Consider the following 25,960-nt stretch of genomic DNA (forward strand, 5'->3'; position numbering starts at 1 on the left):
AAATAAAAATATGTTAGTAGATAACAAGCCCGTCAGTCATCGAATATGGATCGCTCGTGAGTCAAGAATTCGACATCCTGTCGCATATCACCGCCTGCTTGCCGAGCCTGCGCGTGTCGGAGCAAAAAGTCGCCACGCTGGTTCATGACGACATCGACTTCGTCACCGAGGCGAGCATCGGCGAGATCGCCAGGCGCGCCGAGGTGAGCGATGCCACGGTCACGCGCTTCGCGCGCGCAGTGGGTTGCCGCAATGTGCGCGACTTGAAAACACGCCTCACGCGTGCCCTGGCGGCTGGCCGCCGTTTCATTCAGGAAGCCAACGAGGAAGACGGCCTCGGCGTCATCTACGACACCGCCGCGCAAACACTCTCGCTCAACCGCGAACTGATGGAACAGGCCGATGTCGAGGGCGCGGTGGCAATGCTCGACGACGCTCGCCAGATCCTGGTGTTCGGCGCCGGCGGTGGATCGACCGTCATGGCGCAAGAGTTGCAATTCCGGCTGGTGCGGCTCGGTTACGCCATCAGCGCCTATCCGCAAGCGCTCTTGCCACGCATGGTCGCCTCGACCCTGGAGCCCGATGATGTCGTCGTCACGCTTTCGGTGACCGGCTACACCCCTGAGATCGTCGAAGCAGCCGAGCTGGCACGCCAGTACGGCGCCCGCGTGCTCGCCATCACCGCCGTCGGTTCGCCACTCGCAGAGATCGCGAACATTGCCCTGCCGTTGGCCGCTCGCGAGACCGATTACATCTATTTCCCGTCGTCGTCGCGCTACGCCATGATGGCCGCCATCGACATGCTGGCATTGGGCCTTGCACTGCGGCACCGCGACCGTACACGCGACAAGCTGCGACGACTCAAGATCACCCTCGATGCCCACCGCGGTGGCGACAATCGCCAGCCGCTGGGGGATTGAGCCATGCAGATCCAGGAGCCGCCATGCACGTCGATTTACTGATTCGCCACGCCACGATCATCGACGGCCGTGGGGGCGATGCCTTCACCGCCGATGTCGCCATTCGGGGCGAGCGGATCGTCGCCATCGGCACACTGATCGACACCAGCGCCAATGACATCATCGACGCCAAGGGCCTGACGCTTACCCCTGGCTTCATCGACGTTCACACCCACGACGATACCAATGTCATCCGCACGCCGGAGATGCTTCCCAAGCTCTCCCAGGGCGTTACCACGGTGGTGGTCGGCAACTGCGGTATCAGTGCCAGCCCGGTCACGCTCACGGGCGACGTGCCCGATCCCATGAATCTGCTCGGCCGCGCGGAAGACTTCCGTTACCCCACCTTCGCCGCGTACGCCCAGGCGGTCGATGCATCGACACCCAGCGTCAACGTGGCGGCGCTGATCGGCCACACCAGCCTGCGCAGTCAGGTGATGGAGCGCTTCGACCGTCCCGCCAGCGACGACGAGGTCGCCGCCATGCGCGAGCAGCTGGAGACGGCGCTGGCCGCAGGCGCCGTGGGCATGAGCTCGGGCCTGGCCTACCGCAACGCCTTTTGCGCTCCGACCGAGGAGATGAACGCGCTGGTCGAGGCGGTTGGCCGGGCCGGCGGCGTCTATACCACGCATCTGCGCGACGAGTTCGCCGGGCTCCCCGAGGCGATGGACGAAGCCGTCGCTACCGCCCGGCACGGTCAGGCACCGCTGGTGATCTCGCATCTCAAGTGCGCCGGCGCCGGTAACTGGGGCAACGCGCCCAAGGCCCTGTCGAAGCTCGATGACGCTGCGCGCACCCATGGCGTTCACTGCGACTGCTACCCCTATACCGCCGGCTCCTCGACCTTGGATCTCGGCCAAGTCACCGACGAGATCGACATCTTCATCACCTGGTCCGATCCGCATCCGGAGATGGCCCGTCAGCCCCTCGGGGACATCGCCAAGCAGTGGGAGCTGTCGCTGATGGAAACCGCTGAACGCCTGCAGCCAGCCGGTGCGGTCTACCACAACATGAGCGAGGCGGACATGCAGCAAGTGCTGTCGCATCCGCTCTCGATGGTCGGCTCCGACGGCCTGCCCAACGATCCACATCCGCACCCGCGCTTGTGGGGCTCCTTCCCGCGCGTGCTCGCGCATTACAGCCGCGACCTGAAGCTTCTGTCGCTGACCGAAGCCGTGCGCAAGATGACCGCGCTCTCGGCGACCAACTTCGGCCTCACCGACCGCGGGATCATACGGACCGGCGCCTTCGCCGACCTGGTGCTGCTCGATCTCGAGGCACTCGAAGACACCGCCACCTACAGCACCCCGATGTCGCTCGCCAAAGGCATCGAGCTGGTCATCGTCAACGGCTGCATCAGCTACCGCCACGGCCAGGCGAGCGGCAAACGTGCCGGGCGGCTGCTACGCCGCAACGCTCGGCTTTCGCCAGCCCCGGCGTCCACAGACATCCACCACGGGCGCGACAGCGCCACATTCCACTAAACATTTCAGCCGAACAGGAGAATAGGAGATGAGTATTCAGCGGTATGGCGTCGAAGGCGGCGTCGGTACAGGCGGTCAGAAACTGCCCTTCGCACGCGCCACCGAAGCGGGCGGTTGGCTGTTCGTCTCGGGACAGACACCGATGACCGATGGCGAGGTCGTCGAAGGCAGCATCGTCGAACAATCCCGGCTGGCCTTCGCCAACTGCCTGAAGATCATGGAAGAGGCCGGCTATGGCGTGGAGCACGTCGTGCATGTCACCGCCGTGCTGACCGACGCACGCTACTTCAGTTCATTCAACAAGGTCTTCAAGGAGGTGTTCGGCGAGCACCCCCCGGCGCGCATCTGCAGCGTTCAGGACCTGGTGGTCGACTGCAAGGTAGAGGTCGACGTCAAGTGCTATCGGGCGGACAAGGCCTGAGCGATCCCTGGGCGGACGCATAGCATCGTTCGAAGAAGAGAACGGCAAAGCAAGATGGCCGCGCCCCGGCAAGGGCGCGACCGCAGTGAAAAAACCATTGGCTATGAATTCCACACTGCCCCGGCCGCGGCAACGGCCGGGACAACAATTATAAGAGGTTATTATGAACAGTCACGTTTTCCTCGGGGCCTTCATCGCCTACGTGGTGGTCATGATCGCGTTCGGGTGGTGGGTCTCCCGCCATAGCCGAAGCAACGGCGACGATTTTCTTCTCGGTGGTCGCAGCGTTCCGATCTTCCTGACCATCGGCACGACAGTGGCAACCATGGTAGGCACCGGCTCCAGCATGGGCGCCGTCGGTTTCGGCTACGCCAACGGCTGGGCCGGCGCCCTCTACGGCATCGGCGGCTCCATCGGCGTTCTGCTGCTGGCGTTCTGCTTTGCGCCGGTGCGCCGCTTCCGCTTCATGACCATGAGCGAGGAGCTCTCCTACTACGTTGGTGCCAACCGCTGGGTGCGCAATATCGTCGCCGTGCTGATCTACATTGCCTGCATCGGGTGGCTGGGCGCACACATTCTCGGCGGTGGGCTCTATTTATCGTGGATGGCAGGGATCGACCTGACCACCGCGCGCATCCTGGTGGCGCTGGGTTTTGGCATCTATTGCGTGATCGGTGGCTACATGGCGGTGATCTGGACCGATACCGTGCAGGCCGTCGTGCTGTTCGTCGGCTTCATCGTGATGGCGATCATTGCGCTGTTCGAGGTTGGCGGCTTTTCAGGCCTGGGCACCAACATGGACGTCGCCACCACCAGTTTCCTGGGTATCGACAAGATCGGCGTGGTGCCAGCCTTGTCGCTGGCGGCGGTCATCGCCGTCGGTGTGCTGGCGACTCCCTCCTACCGTCAGCGCATCTACTCCGGCAACTCGGTCCATTCCGTACGCAAGTCATTCGTGATCACCGGCATTCTTTATATGATCTTCTCGATCATCCCGGCGATCATCGGCATGGCGACCCACGCGCTCAATCCTGACCTCGACAACAGCAACTTCGCCTTTCCGTTTCTGGCAACCGAAATCCTGCCGCTGTGGCTGGGGTTGTTGCTGCTCGTCGCGGGTCTCTCGGCGACCATGTCTAGCGCTAGCTCAGACGCCATCGCCGGTGTATCGATCCTGTTGCGCGACGTCTACGTGCTGTTCACCGGGCACACACCGTCGGCGCACAAGGTCGTCAAACTCTCACGTCTCGCCCTGGTCGCCACCATCGGCCTGGCGCTATTGTTCGCATTGACCTCCGACAACGTCATCGACTACATCACCAGCATGATCGCCACGGTCATGGCCGGCATGTTCGTGTGTGGCGTGCTGGGACGCTTCTGGCCACGCTACAACTGGCAGGGCGCCGTCGCCACGCTCATCGCCGCCTCCGCTACCTCGCTCGCCGTCATCGGCGTCGATAGCTGGAGCACCTTCTGGGGCAATCCGAGCATCCCCGCCGTGCTGGTCGCACTCCTCGTGGGCGTCGTGGTCAGCCTGATCACGCCCGCCTCTCAGGTGACCCCGGAGCAGGCACTCAAGATCATCGACGACGAACGTGAGCGCATGGAAATGACCGAGGACCCAGCCGGGGCCATCAACCATAAGGCAACATAAGCGCTTTACCGCACCCTAGCCGCCCCACTTCAACGGGGGCGGCATCCTGCCGCAGATGCATCCCCCTCCTGGAATGCGTAAAATACGCGCCTCGGCCCATTGCCGAACCTTACCCGGTCCGTCCTTTACGGGGACGATTACCAGGAGACAGACATGACCGATTCGCACGACACGCCGCCCATCGTGGTGGCGGCGCTCTATCAGTTCGTCACCCTCGACGATTACGAAGCCCTGCGCGAGCCCCTGCTCGAGACGATGCGTGCCCACGACGTGAAAGGCACCCTGCTGCTGGCCAATGAAGGCATCAACGGCACCGTCTCCGGCACGCGCGAGAGCATCGATGCGCTGCTTGCCTGGCTGCGTGCCGACCCGCGCCTGGCCGCGGTCGACCACAAGGAATCCTACTGCGACGCGCATCCGTTCTATCGCACCAAGGTCAAGCTCAAGCGCGAGATCGTCACCCTCGGCATCGACGGGGTGGACCCCAACCAGAAAGTCGGCACCTATGTCGAACCCGAGGATTGGAACGACGTCATCGCCGATCCGGAAGTCCTGGTCATCGACACGCGCAACGACTACGAAGTGGAAATCGGCTCGTTCGAGGGCGCCATCGACCCACAAACCAAGACGTTCCGCGAGTTTCCGGATTACGTAAAGGCGCATTACGATCCCGAACGGCACAAGAAAGTAGCGATGTTCTGCACCGGCGGCATCCGCTGCGAAAAGGCTTCCAGCTTCATGCTCAATGAGGGCTTCGAAGAGGTGTATCACCTCAAGGGCGGTATTCTGAGCTATCTGGAAAAGGTGCCCGAGGAACAATCACGCTGGCAGGGCGAGTGCTTCGTGTTCGACAACCGCGTGACCGTGCGCCACGACCTCGCGGAGGGCGAATTCGAACAGTGCCACGCCTGCCGGCGGCCGATCTCCGAAGCCGACATGGCCTCCGCGAAATACGAGCCCGGCGTGAGCTGCCCGCACTGCTGGGACAGCTTGCCAGAGAAGACCCGCAACAGCGCCCGCGAACGCCAGCGTCAGATCGAGCTCGCCAAGCAACGCGGCGAACCGCACCCGCTGGGGCGCGACCCGCGCCGTGACAAGGCAAGTCACGAAGCTTAAACCCATCCCACCGCGAAAGACACGCGAGCCGACGCCACGACGTCGGCTCGAATCGGCACTTATCCCCACGCCCGCACTCGCTCCCACTACAGCGTAATGACGAGCCCCCCGAGCGCCAGGATGGCCACGACCGCCCAGGCCGGCCATTTCCAGACGCTCAGCAGCAGAAAGCCCGTCAATGCCAAGGCAAACTCGGAAGAGCCGGCAATCACACTGGTCCAGACCGGTTGGTAGAGAGCGGCACCCAAAATGCCCACCACCGCAGCATTCGCGCCTCGCATCAATGACTGCACGCGCTCCAGGCGCCTGAAGCCATTCCAGTAGGGCAGCACGGCCACCAGCAATGCGAGCCCCGGCAGGAAGATCATGGTGAGCGCCAAGGCCGCACCGAGCAGCGGCACGGACAACGCCCCCATCTCGGCGCCGAGATACGCCGCGAAGGTGAACAGCGGCCCGGGCACCGCCTGAGCGGCACCATATCCCGCGAGAAAACTATCGGGTGTTACCCAGCCGGACTGGACGACCTCGCTTTCCAGCAGCGGAAGCACCACATGTCCGCCCCCGAAGACCAGCGCACCGGCCCGGTAGAAGGCATCCGCCATCGACAGCACCGGGGACGACGACACCCAGGCCAGTCCCGGCAGCCCGATCAGCAGCGTGATGAAACACACCGCTGCGATTCGGGCAGCGCGGCGAGACACCGGGAAGTGCAAGTCTCGCGACACAGGATCGCCTTGGTCCCGACGCACTTGGTCTCGATACGCCGAGTCCCGGCACAACAGCATACCGCCCACCGCGCCAGCGAGAATGGCCGCTATCATCCCCGCCGGACCACCGATCAGCACGACGATCAGCACCGCCGCCAGCGCAATGCCGGCACGCCGCTGATCCGGGCACAGCTTGTGCGCCATGCCCCAGACCGCATGGGCGACAATCGCCACGGCCGCCACCTTGAGCCCATGCAGGAGACCCTCGCTGACCGGCCCGTCGAAAGATGCAGCCCCTGACGCGAACAGCACCAGCACCAGGGCCGAAGGCAAGGTGAAGGCCGTCCAGGCAGCAGCGGCTCCCCATCCCCCACCCCGCAACAGTCCCAGGGCGAAGCCGACCTGACTACTGGCCGGGCCCGGGAGAAACTGACACAGCGCCACTAGATCCGCGTAGTCCGCTTCCGACAGCCAGCGGCGACGCGTGGCGAACTCGGCACGGAAATACCACAGATGGGCAATGGGGCCGCCGAAGGAGGTCAAACCCAGCACCAGAAAGGCAAAGAAGACTTCCTTGATACGTTCGATGGAATGGCGAGCATCTCGCATGGAACCGGCCCCCGAGCAAGCGGATGAGGAGAAACCAGCGCTCACCGTGCCCGCCCTTACCGTTGAACGCCATCATGGCGGGGCGCGTGCTTATAAACTCACTCGGATTTCGAGCGGGAACTCGTCGCAGTTGTCACCCGCTCCACCACGGTCGACCACCAGAAACTCGCCTTCCACGTCGAGCACCGAGTGGATGGCGTGCCAGGTGCCGGCGCGGTAGTTGACGCCCTGGCGACCATCGGTGACGAAGGCACGTACCTGGGCTGGGTCCACGGCATCTCCCGATGGTGCGACGACGACGATGAAGCGCTCGCCATGCAGGGGCATGAACGCCTGGCTACCCAGCGGATGGCGCTCCAGCAATGCAAGGCTGAGCGGCAACGCCACGGGCTGGCTGACGAAGAGACTGATCAACGGCCGTGCCCCCTCGCCGAGCGTTTCGATCCGCGCCAGATCGTGATAGCGCTGGGTGCGGCCGTTGTTGATGGGAAAGCCGTCGGCGTCTCGGCGATCGATGACATCGCCGAACGGCGCGAAAGCCTCGGCGGTCAGGGGCTGGGCGATCAGTTCGAGCATAGTGCCTCCTCAGCTCAGGCGTAATTTCATGTGCCGATTCACATCCTTGTAGAGCAGGTAGCGAAACGGCCCCGGCCCGGCGGCGTAGCAGGATTGCGGACAGAAGGCCCGCAGCCACATGTAGTCGCCGGCCTCGACCTCGACCCAATCCTGATTGAGGTGGTAGACCGCGCGCCCCTCCAGCACGTAGAGCCCATGCTCCATGACATGGGTTTCGTCGAACGGGATCACGCCCCCGGGCTGGAAGGTCACGATGTTGACGTGCATGTCGTGGCGCACGTCCTGGGGATCGACGAAGCGCGTCGTGGCCCAGCGGCCGTCGGTATCCGGCATGGCAACCGGCGCGATGTCGTTGTCGTTGGTGACGAAGGCCTCGGGCACGTCCAGTCCCTCGACATACTCGTAAGCCTTGCGAATCCAGTGGAAACGCACCGGCGCGTCGCTGCCGTTATGCAGCTGCCAGTCGCAGCTCGGCGGCAGATAGGCATAGCCTCCCGGTCCCATCGCGTACGACACCCCCGCGATGGTCAGCGTCATCTCGCCCTCGACCACGAACAGCACGCCCTCGGCGCCTTCGTCCGGCTCCGGCCGCTCGCTGCCGCCACCGGGCGAGACCTCCATGATGTACTGCGAAAACGTCTCCGCGAAGCCGGAAAGCGGCCGCGACAGCACCCACAACCGGGTCTTCTCCCAGTGCGGCAGGAAACTGGTGACGATGTCGCTCATCACCCCTTTGGGAATGACCGCATAGGCCTCGGTGAAGACCGCACGACCATGAATCAACTGGCTCTGCGGCGGCAAACCGCCATGGGGGGCGTAGTAGGTTCTTTCAGGTGCGTCGTGGCTGCGTTGTGACATGAGAGGTTCCTCGCTTTTCAAGCCGGATGCGTCGCCGCCCAGTGACGCGCGATATCCACACGCCGGGTTATCCACACCCGGTCATGGGCCTCGAGGTGATCGAGGAAGCGCTGCAGCGCGCGGAAGCGTCCGGGGCGGCCGATCAGTCGGCAATGCAGGCCGATGGAGAGCATCTTCGGCGTTTCCGCGCCTTCTGCGTAGAGCACGTCGAAGGCATCGCGCAGGTACTGGAAGAAGGGCTCGCCGTGGTCGAAGCCGGTGGGCGAGGCGAAGCGCATGTCGTTGGTATCCAGCGTGTAGGGCACGATCAGGTGACGGTGCGTCTGGCCCTGGCTGTCCTGGACGTCGCTCCAGAACGGCAGATCGTCACCGTAGTAGTCGCTGTCGTAGAGGAAGCCGCCCTGATCGAGCAACAGCCGCCGTGTATTGGGGCTATCGCGACCGGTGTACCAACCCAGCGGGGCCTCTCCGTAGAGCGTTCGGAAGATCTCGACGGCACGCTGCATGTGCTCACGCTCGACGGCTTCCGGCACGTTCTGGTAGTGAATCCAGCGATAACCGTGGCAGGCGATCTCGTGGCCCAGCTCCTGGAAGGCCTGGGCCACCTCGGGATGACGCTCCAGCGCCATGGCGACGCCGAATACGGTCAATGGCAACCCGCGCCGCTCGAACTCGCGCAGCACGCGCCACACCCCCGCTCGCGAACCGTACTCGTAGATCGACTCCATGCTCAGGTGGCGGTCGGGATAGGCCTCGGCCCCGGCGATTTCGGAGAGAAACTGTTCGGAGTGGCTATCGCCGTGCAGCACGCTGTTTTCACTGCCCTCTTCGTAGTTGAGGACGAACTGCACGGCGACGCGGGCCTTGCCCGGCCAGTTCGCTTGCGGTGGCGTGCGGCCATAGCCGACGAGATCGCGTGGATAAACGTCGGACGGATCGGTGGAGGATGCCATGCCCATGAAGACTCCCGGTTTATTGTTGTGCCGCTCGGATTACCTTAGCGTGCGTTGATGTATACAAAAAATCAATCCCTCTTCGCGCCCTTGCCGACGCCTCGACTCGCTGACCGCAGAAAACGCCATCCGGCGAATTTCGGCGGCTCGAGGCATGTCTGGCGCGGCAGCCGTCCGACATCAGGGCGATCCGGCATTGACTTATTTTGTATTCAATACTAGAAATTTTGTAGACAAAAAATGTGCGATCCAGTCGCGCACCCAAGGAATGCCCCATGCGCTTGCACCTCATCAACCCCAACACCAGCACCGGCATGACGACACGCATCGGCGAGTCCGCCAGCCGCATCGCGGCGCCGGGCACCCGGATCGTGGCCACGCAACCGGAAAGCGGCCCGGTGTCCATCGAGGGTCACTTCGACGAGGCGATCAGCGCCGTGGGCGTGACCGAGGAAATCGCCAAGGGCGAGCGCGACGGCAGCGATGCCTACATCATCGCCTGCTTCGGCGATCCTGGGCTGATGGCGGCCCGGGAGCTGACCCGCGCGCCAGTGCTGGGCATCGCCGAGGCCGGCTTTCACGTGGCCAGCCTGATCAGCACGCGCTTTTCCATCGTCACGACGCTGAGCCGCACCGGCATCATCGCCGAGCACCTGCTGCAGGCCTATGGCTTCGCGCATCATTGCCGTCGTATCCGTGCCGCGGAAATCCCCGTACTCGACCTGGAGGACGATGGCGACGCCGCCCTCACACGGGTGATCGAGACCTGCCGACGCGCCCGGGACGAGGACGGCATCGGCGCCATCGTGCTCGGCTGCGGTGGCATGGCCGATCTGCGCGCCACCATCGAAGAAGCGGTGGGCATCCCCATCGTCGAGGGGGTCACCGCCGCCGTGAAATTGGCCGAGGCACTGGTCGGCCTCGGGCTCGGCACCAGCAAACATGGCGATCTCGACTTTCCACGTCCCAAGTCCTTCACCGGCCATTTCGCCCATTTATCACGCTAATGCCCGCAAACGGGGGGAGCCACGTTTTCGCGCCACGACCCATACTCGCTAACGCTCAAGCCTGAAGTATCACCGGCGTCCTCTTGCCGACAATCACAACACCAGGGCGCCTGACAGATAGCCAAACAGCAGCACGCTACGCCACTCGGACGTCCCCCAGCGGGGCGCACAACAACAAATCGCGGGGCACGGTCCCGCCCGAGGAAAGCGTCATGACAAGCGACTCCGCCACGTCGGAAGGGCCGCGCCCTGCCGGCAAGGCACCGGGACAAGAGTCCCTGGACCCACAGCGTACCCGCATCATGGGACGCCTCTCCTATCTACTGGCCTGGTTTGGCGGCTGCGTGTCGATCGGCACCTTCGCCATGGGCTCGAGCATCGTCGGTACGCTCAACCTGTTGCAGGCCTCGCTGGCGATCGCCATCGGCTGCTTCGTGATCGGCGTCGCGCTGACGATCAACGGCGCCGCCGGCTACAAGTACGGCATTCCTTTCATGGTCCAGGCACGCAGCGCCTTCGGCTTTACCGGCACGCGCTTGCCGGGGCTCATCCGCGCGGTGCCGGCCATCGTCTGGTACGGATTTCAGAGCTGGATCGGCGCCGGCGCCCTGAACGCCGTCTCGTCGACCCTGCTGGGCTTCGACAATCTGGTGTTCTATTTCATCGCCTTCCAGCTCTTGCAGATCGCCCTGTCGGTGTTCGGCTTTCAGGGCATCAAGTGGCTGGAAAACATCGGCAGTGGCTTCATCCTGGCCTCGCTGGTCTACATGTTCGTCAGCGTGCTCGACAAGTACGGCGATGTGATCGGCGAACAACTGATCGACATCGACGGCACCTGGGGACTGCCCTTCTGGGGCGCGACGATGCTGTTCCTGGGCATCTACAGCACCATGATCCTCAATGCCAGCGACTACTCCCGCGAGCTCAAGCACGGCAGCGGGCCGGGGCTTCTGACCACGCTCTACGCCATGTCGATTTTGCCCTGCACGCTGTTCATGGGCTTGATCGGGCTAATGGTCTCCGGTGCCACCGGCGTCGCCGATCCCATCGATGTCTTCGCCAATGCCGTCGACAACCCACCGCTTCTGATCACCACCCTGCTGTTCATTGCCTTCGCCCAGGTCACCACCAACGTGCTCAACAATGTGGTGCCCCCCACCTACGTGCTGATGGACGTCTTCAAGCTGAAATTCCGCAGCGCCACCGTGATCGTGGGGTTGCTGGCCTTCGCGACCTTTCCCTGGGAACTGGTCAAGGACGATTCCGCGGCCGGACTGCAGCTGTTCGTGCAGACCTATTCGGCGTTTCTGGGGCCGATCTTCGCGATCATGGCGGTGGATTATTACCTCATTCGCCGGCGCACGCTGGATCTCGACAAGCTCTATGACGCGCATGGCCCTTATCGCGGCATCAATTACGCCAATTACGCCGCCTGCATCGCCACGCTGATCGGCGCCCTGGTGGCGCTCAACGTCTCGGCGGTCTCGTGGTACGCGAGCCTGCTGCCGGCCGGCCTCGCCTATTACCTGCTGATGCGCCACTGGCCGGCCTGCCGGCGTTTCAACCAATGACGATCACGCTGTCCTCCACGACGATGCCTACCGACATAGAGCGCTACCATGAACGATAATGACCTGCGCCTCACGGCGCCCGATGCAAGTCTCTACAACGCCGATCTGGCGCCGCTGCCCCATGGCGAACGCCGCTGGGGCGCCTTCGAGATCTTCAATGTCTGAGCCAACGATATCCAGAGCCTGTTCGGCTATACCCTGGCCGCGTCATTGTTTCTGAGCTACGGCCTCAACGGCTGGGCGGTCATGGCCGCCATCATCCTCGCCGGCCTGGTGGTCATGGCGCTGGTCAACCTGACCGGGCGCCCCAGCGTCAAATACGGCATTCCGTTTCCGGTGGTGGTGCGCGCCAGCCTCGGCGTGCACGGCGCCAACCTGCCGGCGATGCTGCGCGCGGTGATCGGCATCTTCTGGTACGGCGTGCAAACCTACTTCGCCTCCACGGCCGTCACGCTCTTGCTGACCGCGCTGGGCGTGCCGGAGGGCGGCCAGTTCCTGGGGCTGTCGAGCGTGGCCTGGCTGGCCTTCGTGGTGGTATGGGCCTTTCAACTGGCGATGTTCTGGGCGGGCATCGAGCGCATCAAGCACTTCCTCAACTGGGCCGGGCCGCTGGTCTACGCGGTCATGATCGTGCTGATGGGCGTGGTCTGGTGGCAAGCCGGCGCCTCGCTGCTGCCGGCCATCGGCAACATCTTCAGCGGCAACAGCGACGCCGCCGGCAGCGCCGTCGGTGCCTTTTTCACCGTTGTCGGCACCATGATCGCGTACTTCGCCGCGGTGGTGATCAACTTCGGCGACTTCGCGCGCTTCGTGAAAAGCGAGCGCGCCATGCGGCTCGGCAACTGGCTCGGGCTGCCGCTCAACGTCGCGGTATTCTCGTTCATCGCCCTGATCATCACCGCCGGGACGCTGGCCCTGTTCGGCGAGGCGCTGACCAACCCATCGGACATCGTCGACCGCGTCGATAGCCTACCGCTGACGATCGTCGCTGCGCTGACCTTCTTCGCCGCGACGGTGGGCATCAACCTGGTGGCCAACTTCATTCCCCCCGCCTATGACTTGTCCAACCTGTTCCCGCGCCGTATCAGCTTTCGGATCGGCGGGCTGATCACGGCGATCATCGCCTTCTTCATCGGGGCCTTGTGGGTCAGCGTGATCAGTCAGATCGGCATTCCCGGCTTCGTCAACGCCATCGGCGCCGTCATCGCCCCGTTCTACGGCATCATCGTGATCGACTACTACGTCATCCGCCGAGGCCATTTGGACGTTCAGGCGCTGTTCTCCACCGCGCCGGGCAGTGCCTATTACTATCAGAATGGCTGGAACCGCCGCGGACTGGCGGCTTTCGCCATTGGCGCACTGTTCTCGCTGGCCTCGGTGTGGATGCCGGCGCTCGCCGCGCTGGAAGGCTTCGCATGGCTACTCGGTGCCGGCCTGGGCGGGGCGTGCTACTACGCTTTGATGCGCGGGCAGGACGTGTCCACCGCACCGTCAGGTGCATCATGAAGAGGTGCGATATCTTGAATGCCCCGCCGTCGCCGGCGGGACATCAGCCGAGCGCACCGTCGAAAATCCGCTTCAGATCCGGGGTTTCTTCGGGCGCATCGGCGATGGAGAGCGAGGCTTCGATGGCCTTGAGGTGGCGCTGCATGAAGGCGCGGGCACGCTCGCCGCTGCCGCTTTCGAGATGGCGAATCAGTTCGTCGTGGTCGTGCGACTCGCAACCGAGGTGGCCGGTGTTGCCGTAAACCGCCAGGATCAGCGACGAGCGCGAGCATAACCGGCCGACGAATTCGCTGAGCGTGGCGTTGCCCGCCAGCTCGGCCAGACGCACATGGAAGGCCGCCGACAGCTTGATCGCCTCGCTCTGCTTGCCGGCCTTGAGTGCCTGACGCTCGCGGCGCGCGTCGTCGCGTAGCCGCGCCACATCCGCCGCCGTGGCCCGCTGCACGACCTGTTCCATCAGCCCGCACTCGACCAGTTGCCGCGCGGCGAAGACATCGCGCGCCTCTTCGGCGGTCGGCCGCGAGACGCTCGCGCCGCGACGTGGCGTCAAGGTGACGAGATGCTCCAGGGCCAGGCGTTGCAGGATCTTGCGAATTCCGGTGCGGCTGACACCGAAGACGTCCGACAGGGCATCTTCGCGCAGACGCGCACCGGGCTGCAGGCGGTGTTCGATGATGGCGTCGCTGATCGCACGATAGATGGCGTCATGACGCTGCGCACCGTCGCCGGCCTTGCCCTCGTTGCGACGCGTTTTCTTGGCGGCATGCGCCTGACGTGACTCGCTCATTCACGGCTCCCGAATGCGTTTGCGCTGATCATCGCATTGCCCGCCCGGCATCAGCTACCGCGGTAGGTGGAATAACCGAAGGGGGACAGCAAAAGCGGGACATGGTAGTGGGCGCCCGCATCGTCGATGCCGAAGCGCAGCGGAATCCGCGCCAGAAAGCGCGGCCCCGTCGGCGCAACCTCGTCTTGGCGGTCGAGATACTCGCCGGCCTCGAACAGCAGCTCGTACTCGCCCACCCGGAAGGCTTCGCCCTCCAGCAGCGGGCCATCGCAACGACCATCCTCGTTGGTCACGAACTCGCCCAGCGCCTGACGGGTGTCGCCATCGAGCCGATACAGCGACAGGCGCATGCCGCGTGCGGGGCAGCCCCGAGCGGTGTCCAGAACGTGCGTGGTGAGATAGCCCATGGTCACTCCTTGCGATCGTCGGCGGGCATCGAGCGGCGGCCCGGGATGGACGCCCGTGGCGCCACCGCTTACCCTGATTTTGTATACAACAATCCCGAACAACATAGCATCAGGAGACGCGCATGCGCCATGCCCTGCTCTCGCCGCGCCCCACGCAACTCGACCGCGAGGCCTTCGTGGCCGCGTATGGCGACATCTACGAACACTCTCCGTGGATCGCCGAAGCGGTATGGGACGCCGGCATCGATACCCACCATGACAGCTCCGCGGGTCTCGCCGAGGCGATGGCCGCCGTGCTCGACGCCGCCTCCGCCGAGCGCCAGCTCACGGTCATCCGCGCGCACCCCGACCTGGCCGGCAAGGTCGCGCTGGATGGCGGGCTCACCCAGGCCTCGAGCCAGGAACAGGCCGGTGCCGGGCTCGATCAGTGTACCCCGGACGAGCTGGCCCGCTTCGAGCGCCTGAACGCCGCCTACCAGGCACGCTTCGGCTTTCCCTTCGTGATGGCGGTCAAGGGCTACCACCGTCACGAGATTCTCGATGCCTTCGAACTCCGCATCGCGCATGGGCCCGACGAGGAACGCCGCACCGCCATCGCGCAGATCCATCGCATCGCGCGACTACGCCTGGACGCCCATGCCACCTGAAGACCGTCCTGCATTGGAATGAGCGGCGGTGTGCGTCTTTGGTGGGCTGGCGAGGCAGCGGAATTCATGGAAGAATTTTCCATGAATGCTTCGTGAGAGAGAGCCAGGCGTGACGGAAAGCAAACGCAAGACGGTCGGACGCCCCGCCGGCAACGGCAAGGCCGCCAGCGGCCACAGCCAATCGCTGGTGCGGGGCCTGAATATCCTCGAAGGGCTCGCTGCCGCTCCCGGTGGGCTGGCCCTGTCCGATATCGCCCAGATCGTGGGTCTGGCCCCGTCGACCACGCACCGCTTGCTGCAGGCGCTCCACCAGCAGGGCTTCATCGCCCAGGACGCGGAGATGGGCGTGTGGCACATCGATGCCAAGACATTCCGCGTGGGCAACGCCTTCCTAGAGGCACGCGATTTCGTCGCCACCGCCCGCCCCTTCCTGCATCAATTGACGGCAGAGACCGAGGAAACCGCCAACCTGGGCATCCGGGATCAGGGCATGGCCGTGTTTCTCGCCCAGAGCGAGTCGCCGCAGATGATGCGCATGATCACGCGGCTGGGTTCGCGCGCCCCGCTGCACGCCTCGGGCGTCGGCAAGGCCCTGCTCGCCTGGCTGCCGCGCGACGAGGTCGAGCGCATCCTCCACACGCGCGGCCTCGACAAGGTGACGCCCAATACCCTCGACACCCCGTCCCGCCTGCGCGACGCCCTCGGCGAGATCCGCCGCCAGGGCTATGCCTGCGACCGCGAGGAACACGCCATCGGCCTCAACTGCGTTGCAGCGACGCTGCACGACGAGAACGGCCTGCCGCTCGCCGCCATCTCGGTGTCCGGGCCCGCCGCACGCATACCCGAAGCGCGCCTCGCCGAACTCGGCGGTCTGGTGAGCCGCGCCGCCCGCGAGATCACGGTACGCCTGGGCGGGCGGCTGCCCAGCGATGCCGACTGACGCCGCCCCGTCGCCGGCCACGGGAACGCGCATGCTGTACAATGCCCCTTCGGCACACCAACTGCGGGAATCGAGACCATTAGCAAGCAGCGCCAGCGTATCGAGCCCGAAACACGCAAGCGAACCATCATCGAGGCAACGCTCAAGTGCGTGACGCGTTACGGCCATGCCGGCACGACGATGACGCGCGTCGCACGTGAGGCCGGCGCCTCCATAGGCTTGGTGAGTCACTACTTTCAATCCAAGGAATCGCTCATGCTGGCGGCCTACCAGGAGCTCACCGAGCAACTGCGCCGGGAGAGCGACCAGCGCGATGCCGCATTGGAGTGCTCCGCACGTGAGCGGCTGACGCTCATGATTCGTTCAGCCTTCAAGAGCGAGATATTCAACCGACAGGTACTGGCGTCCTGGGTAGGTTTCTGGAGTGCCGCTGTGGCAACGCCAAGTCTGGCGAGTCTCAACCGGAAGCTTTACGAAGAGTATCGGGAGGAGATGCAGTCACTCGTCGAAGCCATTGCCATCGAAGAAGGACGTGTTATCGATGCGAAGGGCATTGCTCGAATTCTGACAGCACTGGTAGACGGCTATTGGTTGGAGTGGGCACTTGATCCCGAGGCTTTCGCTGTTGACGAGGCGCTGCAGGATTCCTTGGAAATCGCGGAGCGCCTGCTTCGAGATTAAGCCATCATTTAGCGAAAGCTCACTTCATAAGCTTGCTGAGCGGACTCTCCATCACGTGTTGTTACCCCTTTGAGGAATTCCGCCACGCGCTTGGGATGATCCGCGAGCCAATCGTGCGCGACATCCGTCTTGGACCGCTCCTCAAGGCTATAAGCGCTGATGAACTGGCTCTGCTCATCGGCGGTCAACGTGAACTGCTCCAACAACTGCATGATGTTGGCGTTTTCTTCGGCATACCCCGTACGCACGATCGTGCGTACTTCGCTACGCCCCTGATTCTCACCGTAGACTTCTTCGGGGTCGTCCAGGATATGCATGTCGTACTTGATCGCCATCCAGTGCGGCGTCCAGCCGTAGAAAGCGATCCACTGCTTATCGTTATAGGCCGCATCGACCTCGGACAGCATGCCGGGAGTCGATGAGTCGAGAATCTCCCAGTCCTTGAGGCCATAGGTATCGGCGTCCGCCGCCTCGTGAACCATGATGCTCGCCTGGGCGCCACTCTCGATCGAATAGTATTCCGCACCGAAGCGTGCGCGATTTTCCGGTAGGTCCAACTGCTCGGCACTGGTCACGCCGGCGTCATGAACGTATCCCGGCACCGCGAACCCCATTCGCGCGCCCGCAACGTTGTTGACGACATCGACGATGGCACCGGCTTCCATGGCCGCGTCGTAACTCTCCTTCTGGGCCGGCATCCACCCCGCCAGCATGATGTCACTGTCGCCCGTTTCCATCGTCTTGTAACCGACGGTGGCGCCCATTTCGATCTGCTGCGAGTCATAGCCCAACGTCTCCAGCAGTTGCGCCAGTATTTCCGTCTTGACCGTCACGCCGGGCCAAGGCGGCACCACCATGCGGATCGGTGTCGATTGCGCCTGGGCCAACATGGGCAGGCTCAAGCCCAGTACCGCCGTGCCAAGTATCTTGGTGATTGTTGTCATCATGGTTCCTCTCGGTCTTGGTTGATAACTCCATGCCGCTCAACGTGCGGCATCAATGGCTTCGTGAATCAGTGCCGCCAAGGTCTCGCGTGGGCAGTGCACCGGATTGGTCGCGTAAGCGGGATCGCCTTCGACGGCGGCCAGAATGTCGTCGACGATCTCGTGCGGCACCCCGAGCGCGGACAACCCCTTGGGAATGTCCAGCCGATCCAGCAGCGAGCAGATGGCCGCATGAAAGGTCTCGAACCGATCATCGTCGAGCTGCATGGCATGAGCGATCGACGGTAGCTTGGGTTCGAGGGCGGAACGGTTGAAACGCATGATGGCGGGCAACAGGATGGCGTTGGTCATGCCATGATGCGTATGGCACGCGGCACCGACCATGTGACTGATGGCATGCACCAGCCCCAACCCCTTGAGAAAGCCCACTCCGGCCAGGAACGATCCCGTCAGCATGTTGCTGCGCGCGTCCAGGTTCGCGCCGTTCTCGACGCTTTCCTCGATATTGCCCCAGATCAGCGCCAGCCCTTGAAGTGCCGCGCCATCACACAGCGGATGGAACATCGGCACGAGGTAGGACTCCAGCGCATGGGTCAGGGCATCCAGTCCCGTCCACGCCGTCAGGCTGGCTGGCAGCCCCAGCGTGAAATTGGGATCGAGAATGATCTTTTCCGGGCGTGCCTGGGGATGGTGCACGCACTCTTTGGTACCGCGTCCGGTATCGATGAGCATGGCGGTGCTATCTCCCTCGGCGCCCGTACCCGCCGTGGTCGGCACGGTGATCAACGGCGGGAAGTCATCGCGCGTCAGATCCGTCGGCGTTGCGCCGTTGTAATCGAAGTCCCACAGCGAATAGCGATTCTGCCTGGCAATCAATGCCGCGCCCTTGGCGCCGTCCATGGCACTTCCGCCCCCGATGGCGATGACAGCGTCGGCATCATGATCGCGATAGCTTTGTGCCGCCGCGTACGCATCGGCGTCCGAGGGATTGGCCTGCACGGCGTCGAACTGGGCACAGACGATGTCCGCCTTCGCCAGTTGGGCTTTCAGGTCTGCCAGATGGTCGAGCTTCGCGAATCCCGGATCGGTCACGATCAAGGGCCGCTTTATCCCGCGCCGCGTGAAGAAGTCGTTCAAGGTAGCGACCGCGCCCGGCCCCGATTCAACGCAGTAAGAAAGCTCCCATGCGACCGGATCGCGTGAAGAATAAGCGGCGCACATAAAACGCTCCATTCGAAAGAAGAGTGATGGCCCTGAGGCCTTGCCGCGGCGGTAAAGCGATGCCCGAGTGGCAAAAGGCGAGCCGATGCTTTTATACTGGCCACTATTGAAATAGTTTTCAATAGTGGCCATGCGACGGTATCGAAGGAGCCCTCATGAGAGACACTTGCCAGCAGTTCATCGATGGGCAGTGGCGTGCAAGCGATGGCGGACGTGATCTGGACGTGGTCGATCCCTATCGGGAAACCGTCATCGCCAAGCTGCCCGCGGGCAATGCACGCGACGTCGACGCGGCGGTGCGCGCCGCCAGGGATGCACTGCCTGCTTGGCGGCGATTATCGGGTGAGGCCCGTGGGCGCTATCTGGAAGGACTGGCCGATGGACTGGCAGAACGGCATGCCGCGTTGTGCCAAACGGTCAGTCTCAATGGCGGCAAGCCTTTGGCCGAGAGTCAGTTGGATGTCGACGATGCGATCGCTTGCTACCGGTACTACGCCGATCTCGCCAGACAGCTGGATGCCCGCCAGGGCGAGCCGAGCGCGCAACCTGTAGCGGGTGTTCAGATCCGTCGCTATTTCGATCCCATCGGCGTGGTCGGCCTGATCACGCCCTGGAACTTCCCCTTGGTGACGGCCGCCTGGAAAATCGCCCCCGCGCTGGCGGCCGGTTGCTGCATCGTGTTCAAGCCCTCGGAAGTCGTGCCGATGCCGGAGCAGGCAATTGCCGATATCGCCCAGGCCATCGACCTGCCGCGTGGCGTCCTCAACCTCCTCAACGGCGACGGACGCGGCATCGGCGAGGCACTGACCCAGCACACCGGGATCGACAAGATATCCTTTACCGGAAGCAACCCGACCGGCGAGACGGTCATGCGCGTCGCGGCCACGGGGGTACGCAATGTCTCGCTCGAGCTGGGCGGCAAGTCCCCCATCATCGTGACCGAGGACGCCGACATCACGCAGGCGGCAAGTCTCGTCATGAACGGCATTTTCGCCAATGCCGGCCAGATATGCTCAGCCACCTCGCGGTTGCTGGTTCACCAGGCCGTGGCCGAGGACCTGTACGCGGCCCTAAGCCGGCATATCGACGCCCTCGTGATGGGAGACCCGCTCGACGAGGCAACGACTCTCGGACCACTCGTCAGCGATAAGCAGCGGACAACGGTCGACCGCTATCTGACGTTCGCGAAGGATGAGGGACTGATCCCCGTGCGTGAAGCCTCCCACCGCGAGCTTCCCCGCCAGGGCTTTTTCGTGGCGCCCACGCTGTTCCGCGACGTTCCCGTCGAGAGCCGGCTCTGGCAGGAAGAAATATTCGGCCCGGTCCTCTGCGCGCGCCAATTCGCCAGCGACGACGAGGCCATCGCCGTCGCCAACGACAGCGACTACGGCCTGGCGGCTAGCGTCGTCAGCGGCAGTCATGAACGGGCATCCGCCATTGCGCGGCATCTCACGGCAGGATCGATCTGGACCAACATGGACCAGGTAGCCCCGCCCCAAGCGGCCTGGGGCGGTGGCAAAAAAAGCGGAATCGGCCGTGAACTCGGTCCCGAGGGCCTGGCTGCCTACCAGGAATTGAAGCAGGTGATGGCGCCCGTAGATACCTGAGCGCCCCACCGAAAGCGACGATCGCCGCCCGTGTCGCGGTCAGGTATTGAGGATCACGCCGCCGTTGAGATGTAGCGTCTGGCCGTTCATGTAGGAAGATTCCTCGCTGGCGAGGTAGACGTAGGCGGGGCCCATTTCACTGGGCTGGCCGGCGCGGTCCATGGGTACCTGGCCCCCGAAGCCGGCGACCTTGTCCGCGTCGAAACTGGCGGGGATGAGGGGCGTCCACACCGGGCCGGGGGCGACGGCGTTGACGCGAATGTCGCGATCGACCAGTGACATCGCCAGCGAGCGGACCAGCCCCTGGATGGCGCCCTTGGTCGCGGTGTAGTCGATCAGCGTGTCGTTGCCCTTGAAGGCATTGACCGATGAGGTGGCGATGATGGTGTCGCCTTCGTGCATGTGCGGTAGCGCGTGCTTGGCCATGTAGAAATGGCTGAAGACGTTGGTCTGGAAGGTCTGCTGCAACTGGTCGTCGGGAATCTGCGTGACATCGTCCCAGTCGTACTGCTCGGCGGCGTTGTTGACCAGGATGTTGATCGCGCCGAAGCTCGCCAGCGTCGTATCGACCACATGGTGGCACAGCATCGGATCGCCGACATCGCCGTGCACCAGGACGCACTCACGCCCCTCAGCTTCGACCAGCGCCTGGGTATCCTCGGCGTCACGCGTTTCGTTGAGATAGACGACGACGCAATTGGCGCCCTCGCGGGCAAAATGCACCGCCACGGCGCGACCGATGCCGCTGTCGCCGCCGGTGATGATGGCGACCTTGCCGTCGAGCTTGCCGGTGCCGCGATAACTGTCGCGGATATACTCGGGCTCGGGCCGCATGGCATGTTCATCGCCGGGCTGGTCGGCCTGTTCCTGCGCGGGGAAATGTTGCTCACCCATGACATTCGCTCCTTGAATGGTGGGAACTACCATGTCTCACCATAGAAGCCGCTAGCGCCCAGGCCAAGCGAAGCGCGCCGATCGACGCAAGCAGCGGATGAAGCCAACGGCGCGTATGCGTACACTACGCGCAGCGATCCCCTGCGCCACTTGCGAGGCTTACCGATGAGTTCCCACCTGCTTTCCGTCGATTCCCTGTCCCGCGATTACGTCGAGCACCTGATGCAGCTCGCCGGCCGCATGGAACCCTTCGCCCAGCGGCGCAAGGTAACCCGTGTGCTGGAAGGCGCGGTGCTAGGCAACCTGTTTTTCGAGGCCAGCACGCGCACCCGCATCAGCTTTCACGCGGCGTTCTCGCGTCTCGGCGGTAGTGTCTGCGACACCACCGGTTTCACCTTCTCGTCGATGGCCAAGGGCGAATCCCTCTACGACACCAGCCGCGTGATGGGCGGTTATGTAGACGCCGTCGTCCTGCGCCATCCCGACCAGGGCGCCGTGGCGGAATTCGCCGAGGCCACGCGGGTGCCGGTGATCAACGGCGGCGACGGCCCCGGCGAGCATCCCAGCCAGGCGCTGCTGGATCTGTACACCATCGAGAAGGAATTCGCGCGCCTGGGCAAACGCCTCGAAGGCGCACACTTCCTGCTCACCGGCGATCTCAAGCACGGCCGCACCGTACATTCCCTGATCAAGCTGCTGTCGCTGTTCGGCCCGCTACGCATCACGTTGGTATCACCGCCGGGGCTGGAAATGCCGCGTCACTTGATCGACCTGGTCACCTCGCGCGGGCATCGCGTGGAGCAGCGCGAGAGCTTGGCCAACGATTTCGGCGACCTCGACGTGATCTACACCACGCGCATCCAGAAGGAACGCTTCACCGACGAGATGTCGGAGACCTTCGCCGGCATCTCCCAGGACTTCATCGTCGACCGCGCCTTCCTCGACCAGCGTTGCTCACCGACCACCATCGTCATGCACCCCCTGCCACGCGACAGCCGCCCCGGCGCCAACGACCTCAACGTCGACCTCAATGGCGACCCGCGCCTGGCCATCTTCCGCCAGGCCGACAATGGGATTCCCATGCGCATGGCGATCTTCGCCAACCTGCTGCAAGTCGAGGAGTACATCGAGCGCGACGCCCAGGACGTGCGCTGGTTCGTGCCGCCGACCTTCGGCGTCGACGACCGCACGTTGTAGGGCTGCGCCCCCGGGCCGGGCGCAGACAGTTGTCGTGCCAGGCCTAGGGGCGCGCCTGCCAGAACAGAGAGAACAATTCCGACTGCGAGTTGATGCCCAGCTTGGCGTAGAGATGTTTCTTGTGGGCGCGTACGGTTTCCACCGAGATCGCCATGCGCCGGGCGATCTCCTTGGTCGAGCTGCCGCCTAGCATGAGCTGGCTGACTTCGCGCTCGCGTTCGGTTAGTGACTGGTGGGATTCCAGCTCGCGCGGCGTTTGGGGCGAGGGATGCCATGGATGCGGCCCCGGCGGCATGCCATCTTCGTTCTCGAATTCGAAATGCATGCGCTGGCGCATCAGGGCCAGCACCCACGGCTGCACCAGACTCAGAAGGCCGAGCGCCTCGGGCGAGTAAGCGCGGGTCGATCCCAACGACAGGCATAGCGTGCGCTCGGCATCGAGCGGGCAGTTGAACTGCACTTCGTCGGCGACGATGTTGCGCTGGAAGTAACGCTGGTAGTACTCGGTGCTCTGGAAGCACTGCGGCGCCACATCAGCCAGCGTATACAGCCCGGCGCGCGCGTGGTCACGGGCATCGATATAGAACGGATCGAGCAGATACAGGCCGCGCTGATAATCCTGGAACAACGCCTCGTCGGCCCCATCATCCTCGTCGCTTTCCGCGAGGATGCGCGGCGGCTGGCGATGATGGAAGATCAGCACTACCCATGTATCGAAATCGACGTGACGCCCCAGGGTACGCACCGTGGCCAGCCAGAAATTGGCGCCATCCAGCTTATCCGCCAGGGCCCCGAAGGCGCGATGCCAGGCCACGCTTTCCAGACCGCTCGGTGCTGCCATCTGCTCGCTATCGTCTGCGTCGCTCATCATCTCGCTCACCCTCCAAGGGTAACCCTTCTATGGAATAGGCATTGCTCGCAAATTGCGCATACTGGCAGTGAAACAACAAAGTCGCCAGATTTTTAAGTACAACCGTTCGGAACCATATCATGGACATCACCCTTGCCCAGCTCTCATATACAGAAGGCAATATAAAAAGAAACTTAGAAAAAGCCTTATCAGTCATATACAACTGCAATCACGATACTGATATTATCGTTTTCCCTGAAATGTATCTGACTGGCTTCGTTGAAACAGATCATGTGAGTGATCGCGCGCTCAGCCTTGAAAGCCAAGAAATCACGACACTACATGAAGTGGCGAAAGAGAAAGACATAGCCATTGCCATCGGGCTGATCGAAAGTAAAGGCAACACATTCTATAACTCAACCATATTAATCACGCCGGAAGAACGTGTCGCTTTATGCTATCGCAAGACCCATTTATGGCCAGATGAACGCAACTTGGTACAGCCGGGAGACCGGCTATCCACTTGCCTATGGAGAGGCACCAGAATAGGGCTTCTTATTTGTTATGACATTGAGTTTCCTGAACCTGCCCGAGCTCTTGCCAGCATGGGCGCAGACCTATTACTCATAACAAATGGCAACATGGACCCCTATGGGAAAGTACACAATACTGCAGCACTTTCCCGTGCCATGGAAAACCAAATATTCATTGCCATGGCCAATCGCGCCGGCCAAGGTACCGGACTAACGTTCGCTGGCGAAAGCGCTATCGTGGACCCGCTAGGTAATATTGTCGCCAAGTGCGATCGCTCAGAACAAACCTGCCATGCCAGTATCGATCTTTCTTTGATACACGAGTCTCGTCAAGAATATTGCTATAAAGAAGATAGAAAACTAAGCCTGACCGGACACCAAGTAGAACACGGCAACGCAATAAAAGAGTGGGTCATAAATAACTAATATAATACACCAATACTCAGAATCATCTACAAAAAAGACAACCTGGAGAAATCATGAGTGATCTCAAAAAAACGCTAACTCTAAGTGCTATAGTGCTTTTCGGGTTAGCATACATGACGCCGACAGTAGTTCTGGCTACTTTCGGAATCCTTGCTGATACGACCCAAGGGGGAGTTCCCTCAGCATACGTAGCAGCATTAATTGCAATTATTTTCACTGCTATCAGCTATGGCCATATGGCAGCCATATATCCAATGGCTGGTTCTGCCTATACCTATGTCAGAAAAGCCATAGATACACGCCTAGGCTTTTTAGCTGGGTGGGCCGTGCTTTTGGATTATTTATTCCTTCCCATGGCCATCTGGTTAATTGGTTCTGCTTATCTCCATTCGGCATTCCCTTCTATTCCTCAATCGATTTGGGTGCTCGCATTTATCGTCGCCACCACAACGGTAAATATCTTGGGGATCAAGACTGCTAATACCATCAATATACTAATGATGACCATTCAGTTCTTAGTCTTGATCGCATTTGTGGCGCTGTGCGTTCACTATGTATGGGGTGATGCCACGCAACCATTGTGGACGTTTTCACCATTTATCCCCACGGATGGCCTTGATGTATCACTGATAATGTCAGGAGCGGCGATCGCCTGCTATTCATTCCTAGGCTTCGACGCCATCACCACACTCGCAGAGGAAACACGCGATTCACGCCGCACGATACCTAAAGCAATCATCCTTACGACGCTAATTGGCGGCGCCATCTTCATTATAACGTCATACTTTGTTCAGCTTTCTCACCCAGGTGCGAGCTTTGAAAATACTGATGCAGCAGCCTTCGAGATTGCCCAAAACATTGGCGGCGACATTTTCGTGTCCATCTTCATGATCGGCATGCTGGTCGGGCAGTTTGCTTCTGGCTTAGCTTCACAAGCTAGTGCATCTCGCCTTCTCTTTGCGATGGGGCGTGATAGTGTCCTGCCAAACAAGATTTTTGGTAAGCTTGGTAAATTCCAAACGCCTGTCAACGCACTCATACTTTGTGGAACAGTCGCGTTACTAGCGCTCAAACTTGATGTTTCCACATCAACTTCCTTTATTAACTTCGGCGCTTTTCTCGCTTTTTCACTTGTCAATCTATCCGTTATTTTCGCCTGCTATATCGGCAAAAGAAAGCAGGGATTAAAACCACACCTGTTGTACTTGGCCTTCCCCGTCATTGGAATCTTGGCCATGATATGGCTGATGATTAGCCTGGATCACCTAGCCATCATGCTGGGCAGTGCGTGGCTGTTGTGCGGCCTGGCGTGGCTGACCTGGCTGACGCGTGGCTTCAGCCGCCCCACGCCGGAGCTGAACCTGGAGAGTTGATAAGCAAGGGCGAATCGCTAACGCCCGCGATC

The 25,960-nt window shown here is 62.4% G+C and carries 24 protein-coding genes and 1 pseudogene; 15 read left to right on the top strand and 10 right to left on the bottom strand.

What is annotated here, in order from left to right; all coding sequences use genetic code 11:
- The first annotated feature begins 56 nt into the window (after nt 1–56).
- The 5 genes from KZO83_RS11270 (at nt 57) to trhO (ending at nt 5,634) form a co-directional block, all read left to right on the top strand.
- A complete protein-coding gene (locus tag KZO83_RS11270; protein ID WP_247620889.1) occupies nt 57–920 on the top strand; it encodes a MurR/RpiR family transcriptional regulator in 864 nt (287 codons plus the stop codon).
- A gap of 23 nt (nt 921–943) precedes the next feature.
- Nucleotides 944–2,443 carry an N-acyl-D-amino-acid deacylase family protein gene (locus KZO83_RS11275; RefSeq protein WP_247620890.1) on the top strand — a complete coding sequence of 500 codons (1,500 nt, stop codon included), beginning with the start codon at nt 944–946 and terminating at the stop codon, nt 2,441–2,443.
- 28 nt (nt 2,444–2,471) lie between these two features.
- The gene (locus tag KZO83_RS11280) at nt 2,472–2,864 is read left to right on the top strand and encodes a RidA family protein (protein ID WP_246894667.1); all 393 of its coding nucleotides are present in this window, start codon (nt 2,472–2,474) and stop codon (nt 2,862–2,864) included.
- 163 nt (nt 2,865–3,027) lie between these two features.
- The gene (locus KZO83_RS11285; protein ID WP_247620891.1) at nt 3,028–4,518 is read left to right on the top strand and encodes a sodium:solute symporter family protein; all 1,491 of its coding nucleotides are present in this window, start codon (nt 3,028–3,030) and stop codon (nt 4,516–4,518) included.
- A gap of 153 nt (nt 4,519–4,671) precedes the next feature.
- Complete coding sequence (gene trhO, locus KZO83_RS11290; protein ID WP_178998418.1) at nt 4,672–5,634, top strand: oxygen-dependent tRNA uridine(34) hydroxylase TrhO; 963 nt, start codon at nt 4,672–4,674, stop codon at nt 5,632–5,634.
- 86 nt (nt 5,635–5,720) lie between these two features.
- Here trhO and chrA read toward each other — a convergent pair whose 3' ends face one another.
- The 4 genes from chrA to puuE form a co-directional block, all read right to left on the bottom strand.
- Nucleotides 5,721–6,950, bottom strand: coding sequence for a chromate efflux transporter (chrA, locus tag KZO83_RS11295; RefSeq protein ID WP_247620892.1), 1,230 nt, complete (start codon nt 6,948–6,950; stop codon nt 5,721–5,723).
- Nucleotides 6,951–7,040: 90 nt separating this feature from the next.
- Complete coding sequence (locus KZO83_RS11300) at nt 7,041–7,526, bottom strand: ureidoglycolate lyase (RefSeq protein ID WP_247620893.1); 486 nt, start codon at nt 7,524–7,526, stop codon at nt 7,041–7,043.
- 9 nt (nt 7,527–7,535) lie between these two features.
- A complete protein-coding gene (locus tag KZO83_RS11305) occupies nt 7,536–8,384 on the bottom strand; it encodes a bifunctional allantoicase/(S)-ureidoglycine aminohydrolase (RefSeq protein ID WP_247620894.1) in 849 nt (282 codons plus the stop codon).
- A gap of 17 nt (nt 8,385–8,401) precedes the next feature.
- A complete protein-coding gene (puuE, locus tag KZO83_RS11310) occupies nt 8,402–9,343 on the bottom strand; it encodes an allantoinase PuuE (protein WP_418904308.1) in 942 nt (313 codons plus the stop codon).
- A gap of 269 nt (nt 9,344–9,612) precedes the next feature.
- On the opposite strand from puuE, the gene KZO83_RS11315 reads away from it, so the two are divergent.
- The 3 genes and pseudogenes from KZO83_RS11315 (at nt 9,613) to KZO83_RS11325 (ending at nt 13,421) form a co-directional block, all read left to right on the top strand.
- Nucleotides 9,613–10,344 carry an aspartate/glutamate racemase family protein gene (locus tag KZO83_RS11315; RefSeq protein ID WP_247620895.1) on the top strand — a complete coding sequence of 244 codons (732 nt, stop codon included), beginning with the start codon at nt 9,613–9,615 and terminating at the stop codon, nt 10,342–10,344.
- Between the two features lie 212 nt (nt 10,345–10,556).
- On the top strand, nt 10,557–11,915 hold the full coding sequence (locus tag KZO83_RS11320) for an NCS1 family transporter (protein WP_247620896.1): 1,359 nt from the start codon (nt 10,557–10,559) through the stop codon (nt 11,913–11,915).
- Between the two features lie 48 nt (nt 11,916–11,963).
- Nucleotides 11,964–13,421 (top strand): annotated as a pseudogene (locus KZO83_RS11325) (NCS1 family nucleobase:cation symporter-1).
- A 43-nt stretch (nt 13,422–13,464) separates the two neighbouring features.
- On the opposite strand, the gene KZO83_RS11330 reads toward KZO83_RS11325, so the two are convergent.
- A complete protein-coding gene (locus KZO83_RS11330) occupies nt 13,465–14,208 on the bottom strand; it encodes a GntR family transcriptional regulator (protein WP_247620897.1) in 744 nt (247 codons plus the stop codon).
- 50 nt (nt 14,209–14,258) lie between these two features.
- On the bottom strand, nt 14,259–14,615 hold the full coding sequence (uraH, locus tag KZO83_RS11335) for a hydroxyisourate hydrolase (protein ID WP_040240524.1): 357 nt from the start codon (nt 14,613–14,615) through the stop codon (nt 14,259–14,261).
- Nucleotides 14,616–14,737: 122 nt separating this feature from the next.
- On the opposite strand from uraH, the gene uraD reads away from it, so the two are divergent.
- From uraD to betI, 3 genes are all read left to right on the top strand, one after another.
- The gene (gene uraD / locus KZO83_RS11340) at nt 14,738–15,262 is read left to right on the top strand and encodes a 2-oxo-4-hydroxy-4-carboxy-5-ureidoimidazoline decarboxylase (RefSeq protein WP_247620898.1); all 525 of its coding nucleotides are present in this window, start codon (nt 14,738–14,740) and stop codon (nt 15,260–15,262) included.
- A gap of 109 nt (nt 15,263–15,371) precedes the next feature.
- Nucleotides 15,372–16,202 (top strand): IclR family transcriptional regulator, encoded by an 831-nt coding sequence (locus KZO83_RS11345; RefSeq protein ID WP_247621088.1) that lies wholly within the window; start codon nt 15,372–15,374, stop codon nt 16,200–16,202.
- A 99-nt stretch (nt 16,203–16,301) separates the two neighbouring features.
- A complete protein-coding gene (gene betI, locus KZO83_RS11350; RefSeq protein WP_261505791.1) occupies nt 16,302–16,883 on the top strand; it encodes a transcriptional regulator BetI in 582 nt (193 codons plus the stop codon).
- An 8-nt stretch (nt 16,884–16,891) separates the two neighbouring features.
- On the opposite strand, the gene KZO83_RS11355 is transcribed toward betI, so the two are convergent.
- Nucleotides 16,892–17,830 carry an ABC transporter substrate-binding protein gene (locus KZO83_RS11355; protein WP_247620900.1) on the bottom strand — a complete coding sequence of 313 codons (939 nt, stop codon included), beginning with the start codon at nt 17,828–17,830 and terminating at the stop codon, nt 16,892–16,894.
- Between the two features lie 36 nt (nt 17,831–17,866).
- Nucleotides 17,867–19,048: an iron-containing alcohol dehydrogenase gene (locus KZO83_RS11360; RefSeq protein ID WP_247620901.1), complete on the bottom strand. Its 1,182-nt coding sequence runs from the start codon at nt 19,046–19,048 to the stop codon at nt 17,867–17,869.
- A 155-nt stretch (nt 19,049–19,203) separates the two neighbouring features.
- Between KZO83_RS11360 and KZO83_RS11365 the strand changes: the two genes are divergently transcribed.
- Nucleotides 19,204–20,655: an aldehyde dehydrogenase family protein gene (locus KZO83_RS11365; protein ID WP_247620902.1), complete on the top strand. Its 1,452-nt coding sequence runs from the start codon at nt 19,204–19,206 to the stop codon at nt 20,653–20,655.
- A 39-nt stretch (nt 20,656–20,694) separates the two neighbouring features.
- Here the strand turns inward: KZO83_RS11365 and KZO83_RS11370 are convergent, their stop codons facing one another.
- The gene (locus KZO83_RS11370) at nt 20,695–21,549 is read right to left on the bottom strand and encodes an SDR family oxidoreductase (protein WP_040240515.1); all 855 of its coding nucleotides are present in this window, start codon (nt 21,547–21,549) and stop codon (nt 20,695–20,697) included.
- A gap of 165 nt (nt 21,550–21,714) precedes the next feature.
- Here KZO83_RS11370 and pyrB point away from each other — a divergent pair, with 165 nt between their 5' ends.
- Nucleotides 21,715–22,746 (top strand): aspartate carbamoyltransferase, encoded by a 1,032-nt coding sequence (gene pyrB, locus KZO83_RS11375; protein WP_247620903.1) that lies wholly within the window; start codon nt 21,715–21,717, stop codon nt 22,744–22,746.
- A 43-nt stretch (nt 22,747–22,789) separates the two neighbouring features.
- Here pyrB and KZO83_RS11380 read toward each other — a convergent pair whose 3' ends face one another.
- Entirely contained in the window at nt 22,790–23,614 is an 825-nt protein-coding gene (locus KZO83_RS11380; protein WP_247620904.1) for a helix-turn-helix transcriptional regulator, read from the bottom strand.
- A gap of 122 nt (nt 23,615–23,736) precedes the next feature.
- Between KZO83_RS11380 and KZO83_RS11385 the strand changes: the two genes are divergently transcribed.
- Together KZO83_RS11385 and KZO83_RS11390 are read left to right on the top strand one after the other, a co-directional pair.
- Nucleotides 23,737–24,555, top strand: coding sequence for a carbon-nitrogen hydrolase family protein (locus KZO83_RS11385; protein WP_247620905.1), 819 nt, complete (start codon nt 23,737–23,739; stop codon nt 24,553–24,555).
- Nucleotides 24,556–24,608: 53 nt separating this feature from the next.
- Entirely contained in the window at nt 24,609–25,928 is a 1,320-nt protein-coding gene (locus tag KZO83_RS11390) for an APC family permease (protein ID WP_247620906.1), read from the top strand.
- Nucleotides 25,929–25,960: the final 32 nt, after the last annotated feature.

This window comes from Chromohalobacter moromii (assembly GCF_023091865.1).
In the GTDB taxonomy this organism is placed as follows: Bacteria; Pseudomonadota; Gammaproteobacteria; order Pseudomonadales; family Halomonadaceae; genus Chromohalobacter; species Chromohalobacter moromii.